At 52.5% G+C, this 17,890-nt stretch carries 14 protein-coding genes; 3 read left to right on the plus strand and 11 right to left on the minus strand.

What is annotated here, in order from left to right; all coding sequences use genetic code 11:
* The first annotated feature begins 401 nt into the window (after positions 1–401).
* Positions 402–1,478 (plus strand): porin OmpF, encoded by a 1,077-nt coding sequence (ompF, locus tag SK39_RS03315; protein WP_016149871.1) that lies wholly within the window; start codon positions 402–404, stop codon positions 1,476–1,478.
* A gap of 183 nt (positions 1,479–1,661) precedes the next feature.
* Positions 1,662–2,852: an aspartate transaminase gene (aspC, locus tag SK39_RS03320; protein ID WP_016149870.1), complete on the plus strand. Its 1,191-nt coding sequence runs from the start codon at positions 1,662–1,664 to the stop codon at positions 2,850–2,852.
* A 53-nt stretch (positions 2,853–2,905) separates the two neighbouring features.
* On the opposite strand, the gene SK39_RS03325 is transcribed toward aspC, so the two are convergent.
* The 7 genes from SK39_RS03325 to cmoM form a co-directional block, all read right to left on the minus strand.
* A complete protein-coding gene (locus tag SK39_RS03325) occupies positions 2,906–3,553 on the minus strand; it encodes an MBL fold metallo-hydrolase (protein ID WP_003836868.1) in 648 nt (215 codons plus the stop codon).
* A gap of 28 nt (positions 3,554–3,581) precedes the next feature.
* The gene (mepK, locus tag SK39_RS03330) at positions 3,582–4,130 is read right to left on the minus strand and encodes a peptidoglycan L,D-endopeptidase MepK (protein WP_003035820.1); all 549 of its coding nucleotides are present in this window, start codon (positions 4,128–4,130) and stop codon (positions 3,582–3,584) included.
* 177 nt (positions 4,131–4,307) lie between these two features.
* Complete coding sequence (gene ldtD / locus SK39_RS03335; RefSeq protein ID WP_003846982.1) at positions 4,308–6,059, minus strand: L,D-transpeptidase; 1,752 nt, start codon at positions 6,057–6,059, stop codon at positions 4,308–4,310.
* 245 nt (positions 6,060–6,304) lie between these two features.
* A complete protein-coding gene (gene mukB, locus SK39_RS03340; RefSeq protein ID WP_048216650.1) occupies positions 6,305–10,765 on the minus strand; it encodes a chromosome partition protein MukB in 4,461 nt (1,486 codons plus the stop codon).
* Positions 10,765–11,469, minus strand: a complete 705-nt coding sequence (gene mukE, locus SK39_RS03345) for a chromosome partition protein MukE (RefSeq protein WP_003035809.1) — start codon at positions 11,467–11,469, stop codon at positions 10,765–10,767. Before mukE ends, mukB begins: the two co-directional genes overlap by 1 nt.
* Positions 11,450–12,772, minus strand: a complete 1,323-nt coding sequence (mukF, locus tag SK39_RS03350; protein WP_003836877.1) for a chromosome partition protein MukF — start codon at positions 12,770–12,772, stop codon at positions 11,450–11,452. The genes mukE and mukF overlap by 20 nt, the downstream gene beginning before the upstream one ends.
* Positions 12,765–13,568 carry a tRNA uridine 5-oxyacetic acid(34) methyltransferase CmoM gene (cmoM, locus tag SK39_RS03355; protein ID WP_003035803.1) on the minus strand — a complete coding sequence of 268 codons (804 nt, stop codon included), beginning with the start codon at positions 13,566–13,568 and terminating at the stop codon, positions 12,765–12,767. The genes mukF and cmoM overlap by 8 nt, the downstream gene beginning before the upstream one ends.
* 135 nt (positions 13,569–13,703) lie before the next feature.
* Here cmoM and elyC point away from each other — a divergent pair, with 135 nt between their 5' ends.
* A complete protein-coding gene (gene elyC / locus SK39_RS03360) occupies positions 13,704–14,468 on the plus strand; it encodes an envelope biogenesis factor ElyC (protein ID WP_016149868.1) in 765 nt (254 codons plus the stop codon).
* Between the two features lie 117 nt (positions 14,469–14,585).
* Here the strand turns inward: elyC and SK39_RS03365 are convergent, their stop codons facing one another.
* The 4 genes from SK39_RS03365 to SK39_RS03380 form a co-directional block, all read right to left on the minus strand.
* Positions 14,586–15,479 carry a YcbJ family phosphotransferase gene (locus SK39_RS03365; RefSeq protein WP_003035798.1) on the minus strand — a complete coding sequence of 298 codons (894 nt, stop codon included), beginning with the start codon at positions 15,477–15,479 and terminating at the stop codon, positions 14,586–14,588.
* 164 nt (positions 15,480–15,643) lie between these two features.
* Positions 15,644–16,390, minus strand: coding sequence for a 3-deoxy-manno-octulosonate cytidylyltransferase (kdsB, locus tag SK39_RS03370; RefSeq protein WP_003035796.1), 747 nt, complete (start codon positions 16,388–16,390; stop codon positions 15,644–15,646).
* Positions 16,387–16,569 carry a protein YcaR gene (ycaR, locus tag SK39_RS03375; RefSeq protein ID WP_003035793.1) on the minus strand — a complete coding sequence of 61 codons (183 nt, stop codon included), beginning with the start codon at positions 16,567–16,569 and terminating at the stop codon, positions 16,387–16,389. Before ycaR ends, kdsB begins: the two co-directional genes overlap by 4 nt.
* A gap of 51 nt (positions 16,570–16,620) precedes the next feature.
* The gene (locus SK39_RS03380) at positions 16,621–17,853 is read right to left on the minus strand and encodes a winged helix-turn-helix domain-containing protein (RefSeq protein WP_003836884.1); all 1,233 of its coding nucleotides are present in this window, start codon (positions 17,851–17,853) and stop codon (positions 16,621–16,623) included.
* Positions 17,854–17,890: the final 37 nt, after the last annotated feature.

A 17,890-nucleotide genomic window follows, 5' to 3' on the forward strand; every position in this document is an offset into this window, starting at 1 on the left:
TTTAGCCTTTCGCACGGCACTCCAGACGTCCAAAAATCGTTATCTGTAAAATCCAAACTTTCCGGTATTACGGAGAAAAAATAACCTTAGCAAAATTAAATATAAGAAAATCATATAAATAGAAATAAAAACGAGAATTTTCAGCTCAGGGGTATCCGAAGTTTGACGCTGTTCACAAAGTTGCACAAAAATAACATTTTGTTACACATTTTTTCTTTTTGAAACCAAATCTTTATATTTGTAGCACTTTGACGGTAGCGAAACGGTAGTTTGAATGGAAAGATGCCTGTCAGACACATAAAGACACCAAACTCTCATCAATAGTTCCGTAAATTTTCATTGACGGAATTTATTGGCGGCAGTGGCAGGTGTCATATAAAAACCGATGAGGGTAATAAATAATGATGAAGCGCAATATTCTGGCAGTGGTTATCCCTGCTCTGCTGGTAGCCGGGGCAGCTAACGCTGCAGAAGTTTACAACAAAGATGGTAACAAGCTGGATATCTACGGTAAAACCGTTGGTCTGCATTATTTTTCTGACAGCGCTGCTGACGATGGCGATCAGACTTATGCTCGTCTTGGTTTCAAAGGGGAAACTCAGATTAATTCCGAGCTGTCCGGTTACGGTCAGTGGGAATACAACTTTGCCGGTAACAACTCTGAAGGCGGCAGTGACGCTCAGAACGGCAACAAAACCCGTCTGGCATTTGCTGGTCTGAAATATGCCGATCTGGGTTCTTTCGACTACGGTCGTAACTACGGTATCGTTTACGATGCTCTGGGTTACACCGATATGCTGCCAGAATTTGGTGGTGATACCGCATACAGCGACAACTTCTTCGTTGGTCGTGTTGGTGGTGTTGCAACCTACCGTAACTCCAACTTCTTCGGTCTGGTTGACGGTCTGAACTTCGGTATCCAGTATCTGGGTAAAAACGAACGTGATGGCAATACCGGTCGCTCTAACGGCGACGGCGTTGGCGGTTCTGTAAGCTACGAAATGGATGGTTTCGGTATCGTGGGTGCTTACGGCGCAGCTGACCGCACCAACGCGCAGGAAAACTCTTTCTACGGCAATGGCGGTAAAAAAGCTGAGCAGTGGGCGACCGGCGTGAAATACGATGCTAACAACATCTACCTGGCAGCGAACTACGGTGAAACCCGTAACGCGACCCGCATCTCAGGTGCTGGTAACAGCGGTTTTGCGAACAAAACTGAAGACGTATTCGTCGTTGCTCAGTACCAGTTCGATTTCGGCCTGCGTCCGTCCCTCTCCTACAACAAGTCTAAAGCGAAAGACGTAGAAGGTATCGGTGATGTGGATCTGGTCGATTACTTCGAAGTAGGCGCAACCTACTACTTCAACAAAAACATGTCCACCTATGTTGACTACAAGATTAACCAAATCGATTCTGACAACAAACTGGGCGTGAACTCTGACGACATCGTTGCAGTTGGTATCGTTTACCAGTTCTAATAGCAGACCTCTTTGTTAAATGCCTTAAAAACAGGACTTCGGTCCTGTTTTTTTATATCTGCCAGCGGATTCTTGCGTCTTAAAAAAACACCTCAGCTTTTCGTCAGTAACGGTTGGCATTTTGTAAATCTACCGTTAACCTGATAGCGGACTTCCCTTCTGTAATCACTATGGAACCTCGTCATGTTTGAGAACATTACCGCCGCTCCTGCCGACCCCATTTTGGGTCTGGCTGATTTGTTTCGTGCCGATGACCGCCCTGGAAAAATAAACCTCGGGATCGGTGTATATAAAGATGAGACAGGCAAAACGCCGGTGCTGACCAGCGTTAAAAAAGCCGAGCAATATATACTGGAAAATGAAACCACCAAAAACTATCTTGGCATTGACGGTATTCCAGAGTTTGGTCGTTGTACTCAGGAATTACTGTTTGGTAAAACGAGTTCGCTTATCAACGATAAACGCGCACGTACAGCACAGACCCCTGGCGGCACTGGCGCACTGCGCGTGGCAGCTGATTTTCTCGCAAGAAATACGTCGGCTAAACGCGTATGGGTGAGCAACCCAAGCTGGCCGAACCATAAGAGCGTCTTTAACTCTGCCGGTCTGGAAGTTCGTGAATACAACTATTACGATGCGGCGAACCACTCATTAGACTTTGATGCGCTGCTGGCAAGCCTCAGCGAAGCTCAGTCTGGCGATGTGGTACTGTTCCACGGCTGCTGTCATAACCCAACCGGTATCGATCCTACGCTTGAGCAGTGGCAAACGCTGGCTCAGCTTTCTGTCGAGAAAGGATGGTTACCGCTGTTTGACTTCGCATACCAGGGCTTTGCCCGCGGTCTGGAAGAAGATGCAGAAGGTCTGCGCGCATTCGCCGCGCTGCACAAAGAGCTGATCGTTGCCAGTTCCTACTCCAAGAACTTTGGTCTGTACAATGAGCGCGTAGGTGCCTGTACGCTGGTTGCTGCTGATGCTGAAACCGTCGACCGTGCGTTTAGTCAGATGAAATCAGCCATTCGCGCTAACTATTCCAACCCGCCAGCACACGGCGCATCCGTAGTTGCCACGATTCTGAGCAATGACGCGCTGCGTGCCATCTGGGAACAGGAACTGACCGATATGCGCCAACGCATTCAGCGCATGCGTTTACTGTTCGTGAATACGCTGCAGGAGAAAGGTGCGAACCGCGACTTCAGCTTTATCATCAAACAGAACGGCATGTTCTCATTCAGCGGCCTGACAAAAGAGCAGGTTCTGCGTCTGCGTGAAGAGTTTGGTGTCTACGCTGTCGCTTCCGGACGTGTAAACGTAGCTGGAATGACGCCAGATAACATGGCGCCGCTGTGCGAAGCGATTGTCGCAGTACTGTAATCTATCGCGTACAAAAAAGGCCGCAATAGCGGCCTTTTTATTTATCTGCGGTATTACCAGACAGGCATTTCGTCCTGCAGGAACGGGTTATGAAGCCGTTCGTTACCCAGCGTAGAAAGTGGGCCGTGACCCGGAATAAACGTCACGTCATCGCCCAGCGGCAACAGTTTACCTTTAATCGAATCGATCAGTTGGCTGTGATCTCCGCGCGGAAAATCGCTGCGCCCTACGCCACCTTTGAAAATCACGTCACCCGAAATCAGTAACTTTGATTGCTCATCAAAGAAGACCACATGTCCCGGTGTATGACCCGGACAATGCAACACCTGCAACGTCACGTTGCCAACGCTGACCCGATCACCTTCGTTCAGCCAGCGATCGGGCGTCAGCGGCTCACAATCGCCCAGGCCAAACATGCGGCTCTGCGCAGGGAGCCCCTGTAGCCAGAACTCATCTTCTTTTTCCGGACCAATAACCGGTACACCATAATGCTGTGCCAGTTCAGCTGCCGCCCCAACATGATCAAGATGACCGTGAGTAAGCAGGATCTGCATTAGCGTCAGACCGCTGGCATCCACTTCCTGTTTGATTTTCTCGGCATCGCCGCCGGGATCGACCAACGCGGCCAGACGAGTCTGCTCACACCAGATTAGCGAGCAGTTCTGGGCGAATGCAGTGACCGGAATAATACGATAGTTCATACAGCTCCTGTTTCATTAAGCTTATGGATCACCAGTGCCGTGCAGGGCCGGTGTCGATATGCACAAAGTTACTGCTGGGGTAGTATCCTACACCACCTGCGCGCATAGATAACGCAGCTTTGCGAATATTACTTAATGCGATGCCTTCAATATGGAAATCCATGGCCTGGCCTTTGGTGTGGTAGCTTTTCTTGGCCACACCGCGACTGCGCGCACGTAGTTCATTATTGGTATCGACGGAACGATAACCGGAGATCAGCTGTACGGGTTTACGCGTACCCAGCAGGCCCTGCAGACGGAAGAGTTGATCAAACAGTCCGGGGTCAATGGATTTCACTTTATTGGCCCGAAAATCACGGAAAAAGTGGTTAAGTTTTGCTAATTCGTCCTGAATATAGCCCCTGCCATCAAAAAACTCTGCTTTTATTGACTCACCGGTATGCAGGTTATTCAGAGTCAATATACGCGGACGTGGGGTAGAGAGTGTTGCAAACGCAGGCGTAGGCAGGATGGCAGCGCCGAGGGCAATACCACCAAGCGCCAGCAGTTTGCGGCGATTAGCGTCAAATTTGTCCATGGTATTAAGGTCTACAAGGTCAATGTTATCGTATGTATGCTCTAGCGCACGCGGGAAACCTTATCTGGCTAAGTAGTCCACGTCAAGGCTCCCAACCCCAGGAAATACGGGGCTCACAGCCATTTTGCCCCGTTTCCAGCATAACTTACGACAATCATTTTCCTCGAACTGCTTCATTTATCTGATTAATTGCTCGGCTTTTGACACAATTTGTGCGCTGGATCGCGCTGTCAGATCGTAATTGTAAATATCTGTACGATACTGCGTGCGACCATCCGGGCCAACAAATGCGGTCAGATAGTAGAGGTTAACCGGAATATTCTGGCGAATATTCACGTACCGCGTATCCCCTTGCTTCAGGGCATCCGAGATGCGGGTATCATTCCAACCCGCGTCCTGTAGCAGCATATTCGCCAGCTCAGATGCCTTATTCACACGCACACAGCCGGAACTTAACGCCCGCGTATCTTTCTGGAACAGATTGTGGTTCGGCGTATCGTGCAGATAAATAGCGTCCGAACTCGGCATATTGAATTTATAGCGTCCGAGCGAGTTGCGTGCGCCCGGAGCCTGCTGAAAGCGGAACGGCAGATTGGACGCAGTGATGGTGGCCCAGTCAACCTGCCACGGATCTATCGTCTCTTTACTGTTCCAACCGCGCATCACGGTATAGCCGTGACGTTCAAGATATCCCGGATCATTCCATAACTTAGGCAGAATATCTTTTCGGGCCAGCGTCGGCGGAACGTTCCACGGTGGGTTAACGACCACGTTATTCAGCGCACTACTCATCATCGGCGTTTTGCGATCTGGACGCCCGACAATAACGCGCGAGGCCAGCACCTGATTGCCATTCTGATAATAAACCAGCGAATAGGCAGGAATGTTCACCATGATACCGGTAGACAGCTCACTCGGCAGCAGGCGCAAGCGCTGAATATTTAACGCCAGCACGCCCGCACGCTGAGCAGGCGTTACGTTCAGCCAGTCACGCGTGGCAGGGCCAATCGCGCCATCAGCCCCAAGCCCTTGCCACGTCTGAAAACGCTTTACCGCATCGACAAGTTCACGATCGTAAGCGCTACGTCCTTCTTTAGCAGATGTACTGACGGTGGACTCCAGCATTCCCGTACGGCGCAAAATTTCACGCAGCGCGGGGATGTCGTTACTCCACTCTCCCGGACGCAGCGTCGCGGTACTGGTGAGCTGAGGCCAGGGCCGCGTATCGCTCACCAGCTTGAGTAGTGATTCATGCATTGCGGCGTACTGCGGATGCTGCGGTGCCAGGCTGGCAACAAACGAAGTTAGTTGACCGTTATCCAGTGCGACCTGCCACTGGTTGATGACGGAAATCGGCGGCGTTGTTAGCGCATAGGGCTTATCGCTATAAAGCCAGCGATTCCCTTTAACGGGAATATTGGCAATAAAGTGCAGGTATCCCAACATCGCATCAGAGAGCACGATATCTCGCGCCTGGCCGGACACTGCCGGATCAGTCAGAAGTGCAACCCAGGTAGTAAACTGCGGCTGAAAACCGGCAATCGCCACCTCGGCTAACTGTTGCTGAAAGGCTTTTACCGCATCGCGATTTTCCCACATCGGTTTCATTTCGCGTGCGGCATACAGCAATTCCAGCTGGCTCATATACACTGGCGTGAAGCCCGCTGGAAGTTGAGATTGTAATTCGGCGCGGGCTTGATCAACTGACACGCCCTGCGGTAACGGTTGAATCCCCGCCATAATAGCCGTCGCGGAAGATTGTACCTGCGGCTGCGATAATGCTGTTGGCTGTTCACTGACGCTCGCAGAGCTATCGCCAGGGATCATTTCAGGCTCATCGGCCTGCGCATTGAACAGTGGAGCGAATGTTACGGCCAGGCACAAACTGATTGCCGACAGCCGACGACCACACATTTTATTAAGCAACATCCCTTGCCCCCTGTTTTCTTTATCATACTCTATAGCCAGGCACCATAAATCGGGTGTGCAACGCCTGTAGACGCCAATACAACTGAAGTATGACGAGTAAGCCTGCATACCCGTCAGGCTTATCTTCAGTATATAAACTTCGCCAATGTTTTACCTGGTATAATGTAAAGAAGTTAAAAGAAATTGCACCTGCAATTGAGACTTTTCGGAAAAGAAGAAAGGCGGTCAAATGACCGCCTTTCTATTTAGCTTGCCTGCGAGGAGGCATCTTCAGTCCCCGGCAGTGGTTCCGGTAACTGAGGCGCAAATCCGCGCAGCCCCACCACATGAACGTGCTCGGTGTTCTGGAAGACTTTACGCACCAGTTTGTAGGTCGTGCCTTTCTCTGGGCTGATGTTTTCCGGCGCAGCGATAATCAGCTGCATCTGCAAACGCTCACACAGCTCAAACAGAGTCGCAATAGAACGCGCATCGAGTCGTGCTGCTTCATCAAGGAACAGCAGGCGGCAAGGAGAGATGTCTTTCCCGCGCAATCTGCGACCTTCATCTTCCCAGCTTTGCACCACCATCACCAGAATAGACATCCCGGTCCCGATCGCTTCACCCGTTGACAGCGCGCCAGATTCAGCACGCAGCCAGCCGTCAGAACCTCGGTTTACCTCAACTTCCATCTCCAGATAGTTACGGTAGTCCAACAGCTCTTCACCTATGGTTTGCGGCGTACGCTGTCCCATGTCAATCTGCGGATTCAGACGTTGATACAGCTTCGCCAGCGCTTCAGAGAAGGTCAGACGATTGCTGTTAAACAGATCCTGATGCTGCTCATGCTGCTCTGAAAGTACGTCCAGCAAGGTCGCATGCGTTTCACGCACATTGACGTTCAGGCGAACGCTGTTAACCTGGCCAAACGACACACTTTGCAGCCCCTGGTTCAGCATGCGAATACGGTTCTGTTCACGCTGAATGGTCTTACGAATAATGTTCGCCACGCTGCGTGAGCTGATCGCCAGTTTCTGTTCACGAGAGGTTAGCTCTTCCGTCAGACGGCTCAGCTCAATCTCCATCTGTTCGATGGCTTCAACCGGATCGTCGGTACGGATAATATCCTGGCGAATACGTTCACGCAGATGCTGGTAAACCGCGACGAAGAACTGGATTTTGCGCTCTGGGCGTTTTGGATCTTCAGACATACGCAACACATCGCGCAGGTGTTCGTTATCCGCAACCGCCAGACGTAGCGCACCGAGCGCCTTATCCGACATCGAACGCAGTTCGTCACCGGAAAGATAGGCCAACTCGCGACGGTGCAGACGACGTTCCACACCGTTATCTTTCACCATCCGCATGACTGCACACCAGCCGGCTTTGGCGGTGACTACCTGCTCACGCATTTCATGATAATCACGTTCCAGCTTGCGCAGTCTGCGGGTCAGGTTTTCCATCTCCGCTTCGCAGAAGGTCAGTGCTTTCTCAAGTTGGTTGCGCCGTGCACGGTTGTTGCTGAGCTGCGCATGCAGTTCGTCACGACGGATACGCGCGCGCTCTTCGGCACCGCTGTCCGCACGGACACCAATATCCTGCAGTTCACGTTGTAAATCGTTAAGCAGCTCTTTTTTGGTGTCATAAGAGCTTTTTAGCGATGCCATGACCTGGTTGTACTGGCTTAACTGTGCAGCATGACTGCGCAGCGCCTCACGAGCGCGGGTACGTTCGGCTTCCGCCTGTTCCAGGCGTTCACGCAATTTTTCGTTCAGATCGCTATTACCGCTCAGCATTTCGGCTGAGTCGGAATAACTAAAGTGCGCCCGACGCTGTACGACTTCAGTCAGCGCAAAAGCCTGCTGACGTGCGTCGCGCTGCATCTGCTGGGAATACGTATAGTCTTCCTTCAGTTGTTCAAACTGCTCAGGGTCATTTTGCAGAACTGAAACGATAGGTTCCAGTTTCGCTAACTGATTGCCATGTTGCTGTACAAAACGCGCGGCTTCCTGAGCTTCATCCAGACGCTCGCGAATTTCGTCCACGCGATCGGCCAGCGTGTCATCGGCCAGCAGATTCAAGCGCGGCAGCAGGCGGTTCAGCGCGGAGACGCCCTCTTTCGCCTGTTCAAACTGCATACGGCTTTGCTGATTATCATTTTCATGATTAGTCAGCGCACGTTCCAGTTCAACGCGACGGCTATTCAGTTGGCGAATTTCCGCTTCTGGATCGGCTTCAAACGCCACCGACAGATGGCTGCCGATAAAGCGGCTGAACGCCTGATGCAGACGCTGGGTTTTCTGGACATCAAAGGAGAGCGTGGCGAAACGTTCAGACAGCCCTTCACGCTCGGCATGCAGGGTTTCGATACGGCTTTCACGCGCGGCACGACCAAAAATAGGCACCTTCGGGAAGCGGGAATAACGCCATTGACGCTCGGCGGTTTTCACCACCACCGCATTTTCCAGTTCATCAACGCTGAAGACGCTATCATCAAACGACTGCGGATCCCCTTCGATGAAATAGAGATCTTCCGGGCAATCCGTCAGCCCTTCAAGCTGTTCGGTAATTAGTGATAGATCTGGTACCACGATGGCATGGCGCGAAGGACCGTACAGCGCAGAGAAGTACGGGGCATCTTCAAGGCTAACGTCATCATAAATTTCTGACAGCAGCACGCCGCCAAAGCGTTCAGCCAGCGCGTTCAGACGCTGATCTTCCGCACCGCCCGGCTGACTTAAACGTTCAATCTCTTCATCAACCGCATTTTTACGTGCACCGACTTCATCACGCTCAACAATGGCCTCACGCTCGCGCTCCAGCAATTGTTGCAGATACTCGGTCACATCCTGGCTGGAGGTAAACTCTTCGCCACACTGCTCGCTAAGCTGATTCAGGCTATTTTGCGCAGCCAGCCAGACAGGTGCCCGCTTCATTAAATGCTGAATACGGGATTGTAGCTGTTCCTGTTCCTGACGCAGCGTCATACGCTGTTCGCTGGCAGACGAGACGCTGTCCGACAAGGCGGCGATGCGCGCTTCCAGTTCCTGGTGCAGCGCTTCCAGCTCATCGATATCAAACTGTTTACCCTGACGCTTGCAGAATTCGGCCAGCAGACGCTCGGCATCCTGCTGTTCGCGCAGACGCTGCTCCAGTTCGCTCAGTCGCATACGCAATGGCTGAACCTGTTCCGCCAGGTGGCGCTGTTCAACGCCTTCGCGCAGCAGTTCACGCGCCACGCTCCAGGCTTCACTACGTGCCAGCGGGCCGTTGATAGTCGCCACCAGCTGATAAGCCTGTTCGAACTGGCTATGCGCGGTTTGCGCCACGCTCATTTTTTGTTCAAGCGTTAGCAGCTTTTCAGTGGCTTCCTGCTCTTTGGCCTGGAAAGTCTCCAGCCATTCTGCGGCGCTGTCGGCTGTCAGATCCGGTAGGTGGCAGAGCTCTTTCGCCCGATTTAGGGCCTGAATCGCCTGGGTATACTGGATGGCTCGCGTCTGCTGGACGTCCAGCGCCTGCTGGTAATCGGCAAGCTGGCTTTTCAGCTCATCCACTTCCAGTTCGGCGGCTTCCGCGCGGGCTTCGTTTTCATCCTGGCGGTCAACGGCTTCCGCAACCACCTCATTTTGTTCTTCAAGACGGATCTGCAGTTCTTCGAGATCCGCTTCGTAGCGTTCAATTTTTTCCTGCTGACGCAGCGCGGTTTGCACCAGATTCAGGTGATCGCTCGCGGCCTGATAATCGGCTTCCAGATCGCCTTCGGCGCCGTTATGCTCGGCCAGTTCACGCGCCATATCCACGTGCTTGTACTGCTCTGCCGCCAGCTGCTTACGTGAGGTATACAGTTCACGACGATATTCCAGTGCTTTATCCAGATGGATACGACGTTCGTTGGCATGGCGCATATAATCCGCAGCCACATAGTTGGTCGCTTCGCTGATCAAATGCTTAAACAGGTCGCGGTCAGACTGGGTTACGCGAATCGCTTCAAGCGTCATGCGGTTTTCACGCAGCGCGGCTTCCATATCCTGGAACGCTTTACGGACGCCGCCGTTTTCCGGCAGCAGGTAGTCACGCAGTGAACGGGTAATGGCGCTGGAGATCCCGCCGTACAGCGAGGCTTCAATCAAACGGTAGAATTTACTACGATCAGACGCGGAGCGCAGACGGCGAGCAATGATGCCCAGATCGAACATCAGCGAATGATAATCGGTTATTGAGTTGAACTGCTTAAACTGCACACCTTCCATCTCATCAAGCTTCTCTTTCAGCTCAGGTAGAGACAGTACGCGCGCCTGGCGTTCGTTCAGCGTTTCCGTCACCAGTTGGGTTGGCTGTACCGACATCGGCAGCCCCTGAATGGCAAACGGTTTGATATCCACTTTGCGATCACGACCCGCAACCTGTTGCAGACGCACACCCACGACCACGCGCTGATGACGCGAGTTGAGGACGTCGAGCATTGAGTAACAGACCCCTGCTTTCAGCTTACCGTGCAGACCTTTATCACGTGAACCGCTGGTTGCACCAGCTTCGGTGGTGTTACGGAAATGCAGCAGGGTTAAGTCCGGAATGAGCGCCGTAACAAATGCCGCCATGGTGGTGGATTTACCCGCACCGTTACCACCGGACAGCGTGGTGACCAGCTCATCGAGATCAAACGTACGGGCAAAAAAACCATTCCAGTTAATCAGCGTAAGTGAGCGAAATTTACCGCGTTCAATCATTATTCTTCTTCTCCACTGTCCGGCTGATTCTCTTCGGGCTCATCGTTGAGCTGCAGACGGTTCTCGACCGCCATCGCTTCACCATCACGAATTAAGCGACGTTGTGCTTCACGCGGATCGTCACCGCTACGCACATCCGCGCCAAAGCGGAAGACAGATTCTGTAATACGGAATTTGCTGCTGTCGTGGCCCAGAAACCACACCATGCCTAAGCGGCGCAAACGGTTGAGCGAAGAACGCACTTTTTCCTGTAGCTTCTGGCGGTCAACGTCAGAACCGGTTGAACGGTTGTTCACCAGCTTCAGCAGTTTGGCTTCATCCGCCAGCGTTAACAGCTCGTCATACAGCTCTTGCTGGGTAAAAATCCCTTCGTTCGCCAGGCGTTCCGGGCTGAGATAGAGATAGCAAAGAATTTTACCCACCATCATGTCCAGTTCAGACAGGACCGAACGCGGAATGAGCGTCGTTGAACGCGGACGAAGGTAAAAGAACCCTTCCGGCGCACGGATCAATTCCACGTTATAGCGGCTGTAAAACTCTTCAAAATATTCCTGAAAATCCATCAGGAAGGCATGATTATCCAGTTCATCCAGACCGATATGGCGGCCCGAACGTAAGGCGCTATCCAGCGCCGGAAATAACGGATTCGCCAGCGCCTGCGCCAGCTTTACCGGCATCACTTGTTCAATATTTGTCAATGACATGCGCCTGTACCTTGGCTCCGTAATCATTAATCGGCTGCCATTTGGCTGGCAGTCCGGTGAAGTCTGCTTGCGCTACGCCAAGGCGTACCGCCTGATCGATAACAATACGCGCGACGTCGAAATGACGCGCACGTGGGTATTGCGCCAGATACTCGCGCACTACCAAACCGAGATCCAGTGGTGTTTGTCTGGATTTGTAGATAGCCAGCTGTTCTTCGATGATCGCCGCCAGTTGTTCACGGATCTCGTTAAATTCTTCATATTCCAGATCTTCCGGAAGTTCACCGGTGACCTCTTCGTCACGCAGCACCATCTCCTCGTCACGCATATCCAACAGACGATCGGCGTTGGCATAGGTCAGCGCCCATGGGTCGTCAAAGTAGGTCTGCACGGACTGACGCAGACGCTGGGCGAAGACGCGGTTTTTATCCATATCGATCGCGGTACGGATAAATTTATGCACATGACGATCGTAGCCGATCCACAAGTCAATGGACTGCTGACCCCAGCTAATAATGCGGTCGAGCTTGCTTTGTAAATCAAACACCAGCCGATCAACAAAATGCAAATCATCATGCGTCATTGTGGCGTCCTGGATGCGTAACAGGTTAGCCTGCAGCTTATCCCCCGCCGCTTCCAGCGTATCCTGCAGTTCACGCAGCGTACCAGACGTTTCAGAAAGCAACAGTTCACAGCTGGAAATCGCCGCCCGCCAGTCTTTGTTTAGCAACTGTGCGATGTCGTCTTTTACCTGCTGCTGCTGTTCATCCATGATGCGCTGGGTCAGATCGATACTGTCGAAAATCTCCGCCACCGAGTATTTCAATGGCGCATAGACGTTGCGGTGCCAGTGGAACTCATCGCCACCTTCCGCTGCCGCATCCGCCGCGCGCTTCAGTTCGCCTGCAACAATCGACAGTTGCATGGAAAGACGCAGCGTAGAGAACTCGCGCTGACGAATATAGTAATCTGTGATGCCAATCCCGAGCGGCGTTAAACGGTAAATGGCGTTGCCTTCAGCCTGCTCGCTGGTAAAGCGGTTCAGCAGACGTTGACGCACCATGTCGTTGATCGCGTTGTTGGCGCGGACGCCGATGGTTTCGCTGGTTTGCTCAAACGCATCACTCACATGGCGGAACGCATCCACCAGTTCACCTTCACTCATCTCACCGTCAAGTCGCTCACCGTTCAATGTGGCGACCGCCAGCAGGAACGAAAGTCTGTCTACCGGCAGAGAGATGGAGAAGTCATTTTTTCTGGCCCAGGCAACCAGTTCGGGGACTGTCTGGGAAAATTCACTCATAGGTTATCCTTGCATCTGCGGCTCGGGCCGGACGTTTAATCGCGGTGACATGAATATAGCGCCCAAGGCTGATATACGGTTCCTGGCGGCAATAGCGCGTTTCTATTTCTGTTAAAGCATCAAAACAGTCATGCTGTTTTTGTTTATCACGCAGATAATCATGAAACACCCTCACGCCCGTTTTACCGGTTATCTCCCAGCCAATCTCCTCCAGCCAGCCATAGACCTGCTGAGGGTCGCGCGGGAAATCGGGAGACAACGTGCGCCGTTTCTTTTTATACATTCCCTGCTGTACATAGCCGAAATTACCGACCAACACATTACGCATCAACAGGCCATTTGCATTGTAGAACATCAGCGATAAAGCACCGCCCGGGCGTAACATCGACCACAATGTTTTTAAGACGGCTTGCGGATCGGCCACCCATTCCAGCACAGCATGAAACAATATCAGATCAACCTGAGAATCCAAATGCTGTGGGATGTCCTGAGCGGCACAATGTATAAAATGCATGTTGTCGCTCACACCTTGCTCTTCTGCCGCCCGTTGCGCTCGCGCCACCATCTCAGCAGAAAGATCGCACAAGGTAACGTGATGGCCCCGCTGCGCCATCAGAATGGCTGTCTGCCCTTCTCCGCCTCCCGCATCAAGCACACGCAATGTCTGGCCCGCGTAGTCGGCAAGAAGTTTGTCCAGATCCTGCCAGAGGATCGTCTGGCGAAGCTGACCTTTAGTGGTGCCGTAAATGTTACGGGAAAACTTCTCTGCAATGTCATCAAAATTGCGATCCCGCATCAGGCTCTCCACATGCTGGCTTTAGGGTGACTAAGTAAAACCGCTATTTTGTCACACCCACGCCGAGAATGAACCTTCCTGGTGTAATATCGCTGCAGATCCCCTGCTGTATGGTTAAAAAAGGAACCAAAAAGGATGCTTTTTACGCTGAAGAAAGTGATTGGCGGTATGATGCTGCCACTTCCGCTAATGCTCATTATCATGGGTACAGGCCTGGTGCTGCTCTGGTTTAGTCGCTTTCAAAAAACAGGGAAAGTGTGCATTAGCCTGAGTTGGCTGGCGCTGTTACTTCTTAGCTTGCAACCCGTCGCTGATAGCCTACTGAAACCGATTGAGGACAGCTATCCAACCTGGCAGGATACACAAAAAGTGGAATACATTGTGGTGCTGGGCGGAGGGTATACCTGGAATCCTCAGTGGGCACCAAGTTCAAACCTAATCAGCAACAGTCTTCCGCGTCTGAATGAAGGTATTCGCCTCTGGCGTGCTAATCCGGGATCGAAGCTTATCTTTACCGGTGCTGCGGCAAAGAGCAATAACGTCAGTACTGCAGAAGCGGGAGCCCGCGTAGCGCAGTCACTGGGTGTGCCACCCGGTGATATCATCACGCTGGATAAACCTAAAGATACTGAAGAAGAAGCCGCTGCAGTTAAGCAGGCCATCGGCAGCGCGCCGTTCCTGCTGGTGACCTCCGCATCGCACTTACCACGAGCAATGATTTTCTTCCAACAGGCTGGACTACACCCGTTGCCCGCGCCGGCTAATCAGTTAGCAATTGATTCACCGCTAAATCCGTGGGAACGCGCGATCCCCTCTCCCGTCTGGTTGATGCATAGCGATCGTGTTGGTTACGAAACATTGGGTCGCATCTGGCAGTGGTTAAAGGGATCGGAGCACTGACAGAAATATTGCCTGACGGCGACGCTAACGCGGCTTATCAGCCCCAGGCGTTCAGCGCAGAATTGTAGGCCGGATAAGGCGCTCACGCCGCCATCCGGCAATGCCGTAACGGGATAGTCAGGCGAGCCACGGCAGCAGTGATTTCGTTGCCAGGTCAAAGTTGGTGCGATTAAAACGTCCGGTGTTGACCAGTTGCGCCACCTCATCCCATAACACATACAGCCAGCGCCGCCAGATGAAGGACTCCGCCACGGGCGCGCGTTGCAGGTATTGCCAAAGCAGACTTTCCGCCAGCGCGTTATCCATTAAACGGAACAATTCATACTCTCTGGGCGCCCACAGCATCAACCCCGGTCCCACCATGGCCAGTAGCTGATCGCTACGGGCGTCTTTGAGCATGCTACGCAAACTGAAATTACCGTGGATTAGTACGCAGTTATCATTGAATCCTTCAAATAAAGCGGGTAAACACTCACGGGTACGAAACAGGATCCGCTTATCCTGCATCGTCAAGCCAGTATTGTTGAACTGATTTAACGTGGTCCACAGCACCTCAACACGCTGGCGATACCAGGATGGCCAGATATTCTCTTGCGTGTTATCCACCATGCCCACGCAGCCACGGCTATCCTGCCGATGCCATGACAGCAGACCTTCTACGATCTGATCTTTTAAATGTTCCCAGCGTTCGGGCGTTCGGGCTGGCGCTTCCACCGGCACACCCCGTAAACGCTCAAGCAGTAACACATCGGGGCCGGGATGCTCTTCGTGGGTTAAGACCCCGTAAATGACGGGCATACGCACCGTACCGCTGCGCGCTAACATGGAGGTTTTCCATGCCAGTTGCTGCGCCATACCTGGCGTGGTGAAACTTCTCGCCATCAGCGGCATCGGATTTCCCTGGCTGTCGTACAGTGACCACAGGGCCGTATCCACTTTTTCATTCACGCATTCTATACGACTGAGTTTTTCGCCCAGCAGGTGGCTGAGTTCGGCACGCAACTGTTCCATTTCAGATTGCCCTCATAAATGCTACTGCTTTCATAATGAGCGTCGGGCAGACAGATGTCACCCGGATGAGATCAATTGATGAAAAGAAAAGTGGAGGGAAAGCGCAACGATACGACACTCCTCCCAAAAATACGCATCAATATGGGGGAGCGCCGTGAGAAAAACTAAGGCATTTCGGCGCGAACGCGCTCGAGATCTTCGGTAGTGTCTACGCCGGTACCCGGGACTTCTTTTGCGACGGCAACGTGAATTTTTTCGCCGTACCACAGCACTCGCAGCTGCTCCAGCATTTCGATATGCTCAAGCGGGCTAGGCTGCCAGTTAACATAGCGGCGAATAAAACCGGCGCGATAGCCGTAAATGCCCAGATGGCGCAGGAAGGTGTCCCCCACCGTTTCCAGACTTTTGGCGAAACGATCGCGATCCCATGGGATGGTCGCGCGTGAAAAATAGAGCGCATATCCTTCAGCGTCCAAAACGACTTTTACCGCATTCGGATTAAATGCCTCTTCCGCACTGTGAATCGGAGCCGCAAGAGTCGCCATGCCGACCTGACGTTGCGCCAGATTCTCAGCCACCTGGCGAATAATGACCGCCGGAATCATCGGCTCATCACCCTGTACGTTCACAATAACGGTATCATCGCTAAAACCACATTTCTCGACGACTTCCGCCAGGCGCTCCGTACCAGACTGGTGATCGGCGCGGGTCATGCACACTTCCCCCCCCACCGCTTCTACCGCGCGAGCAACATCCTCGTGATCGGTGGCCACGATGATACGTTCAGCGCCAGATTCACGCGCACGCTCCAGGACATGCACGATCATAGGCTTGCCGTTGATATCCAGTAGCGGCTTGCCCGGCAGACGAGTGGACGCATAACGCGCAGGAATAATGACCACAAAACTCATGATTTACTCTCATCAGCAGTCAGAACGCGGGCTTCGGTTTCCAGTAACACAGGAATGCCATCACGCAGTGGGAAAGCAAGGTTATCCAGTTTACAAATCAGTTCCTGTTTTTCCTGGTTAAACCAGAGTTTGCCATTGCATACCGGGCAGGCAATGATTTCAAGCAGACGATGATCCATAGTTCCTCCAGATGGACCGGATTGTGAATCCGTAAATATTAACATAATCGCTTAATGGGCTGGGTCTATTTCCCAACCACGGCGTGCATCAGCAAATAAACCTTCAGGATAACGTCCCAGCGTCACGCGTGTTGCCAGTTGCCAGCGGGCAAAATCGTCAATCGCCTGAAACAATCCTTTTTGCAAAGTCACCCCAGGCTTAACCCCATCCTGTAACCACAGCGAAATCACGTCCAGCACGCCCGTTTTACGGTGCATTTTGGCATCCATTCGCCCAACCAACTGCCCGCGGTGCAGCAACGGCAAGACGAAATAACCGTACTGACGTTTTGGTGCTGGCGTGTAACACTCCAGCCGGTAGCTAAAATCGAATAGCTGCTCTGCCCGTTTACGATCCCAAACCACCGGATCAAAAGGCGATAACACTGCGCTGTGGGTCGCCGTTAATTTGCCCGCCAGCGCCTGTTCGAGTAGCGGCTGAAGGTGGCTATGCAGCCACAGCGTTCCCAGCCCTTCAACGTCGACAGGAATAATCTGTTGCTGTTCCGCCCGTTCGTTGCACCAGTTTTTTAGCGCCGGGCGCTTCAGGCGATAGTAGTCTGCCAGCCATTGTTCGCGGAAAATCCCCAGACTACGGGCGCTGTTATCCAGCATGACGCTTTCAGCATCTTCCTGTGAAAGTGGGTCGCGTTCATCGTCCCAGTGTGGCATGACGCGATGGGTTAAATCATACACGCGCTGGAAATTACGCCGTTCCACCACCATCACTTTCCCGGCAGTGAACAGCCCTTCAAGATGACGCTTTTGCGGTTTCCATTCCCACCAGCCGCTGCTCCCCTTGCGTGGATGCTCAAAATCAGCAGATCGTACCGGTCCGTTATGCTGGATGTGCTGGAGCAGTTGCTCAATTTCATGAGCATGTTCTTTCATCCACGCCGCTTTATACTTCCAGCCCATATTCTCCGGGGCCAGCATGCGGTGACGTATCAGCATAAAATCGCTGCGCGGCAAAAAGCAGGCCTCGTGCGCCCAGTATTCCATCAGTTCGCCCTGCTGTAACGAGTCGTCCAGCCATTGGGGTGAATAATCGCCTAAACGACTAAACAGCACCAGGTAAGGACTTCGCGCCACAATATTGATGGTATCGATTTGCAGTAACGACATGCGCGAAATAGTCGCGAGAATATCTGCCGGGGTTGCCCGACGGCGTGTTTTTTTCAGCAGACCTTGAGCGGCAAGGTGAAGATGACGGGCATCCGTCAGAGAAAGGTGCGGCAACGACATCTATGGCCTCATAAATGATTCGCTGCCGCAGCGTGAA

The organism is Citrobacter sp. BIDMC107 (assembly GCF_001037575.1).
Taxonomy (GTDB): Bacteria; Pseudomonadota; Gammaproteobacteria; order Enterobacterales; family Enterobacteriaceae; genus Citrobacter; species Citrobacter freundii.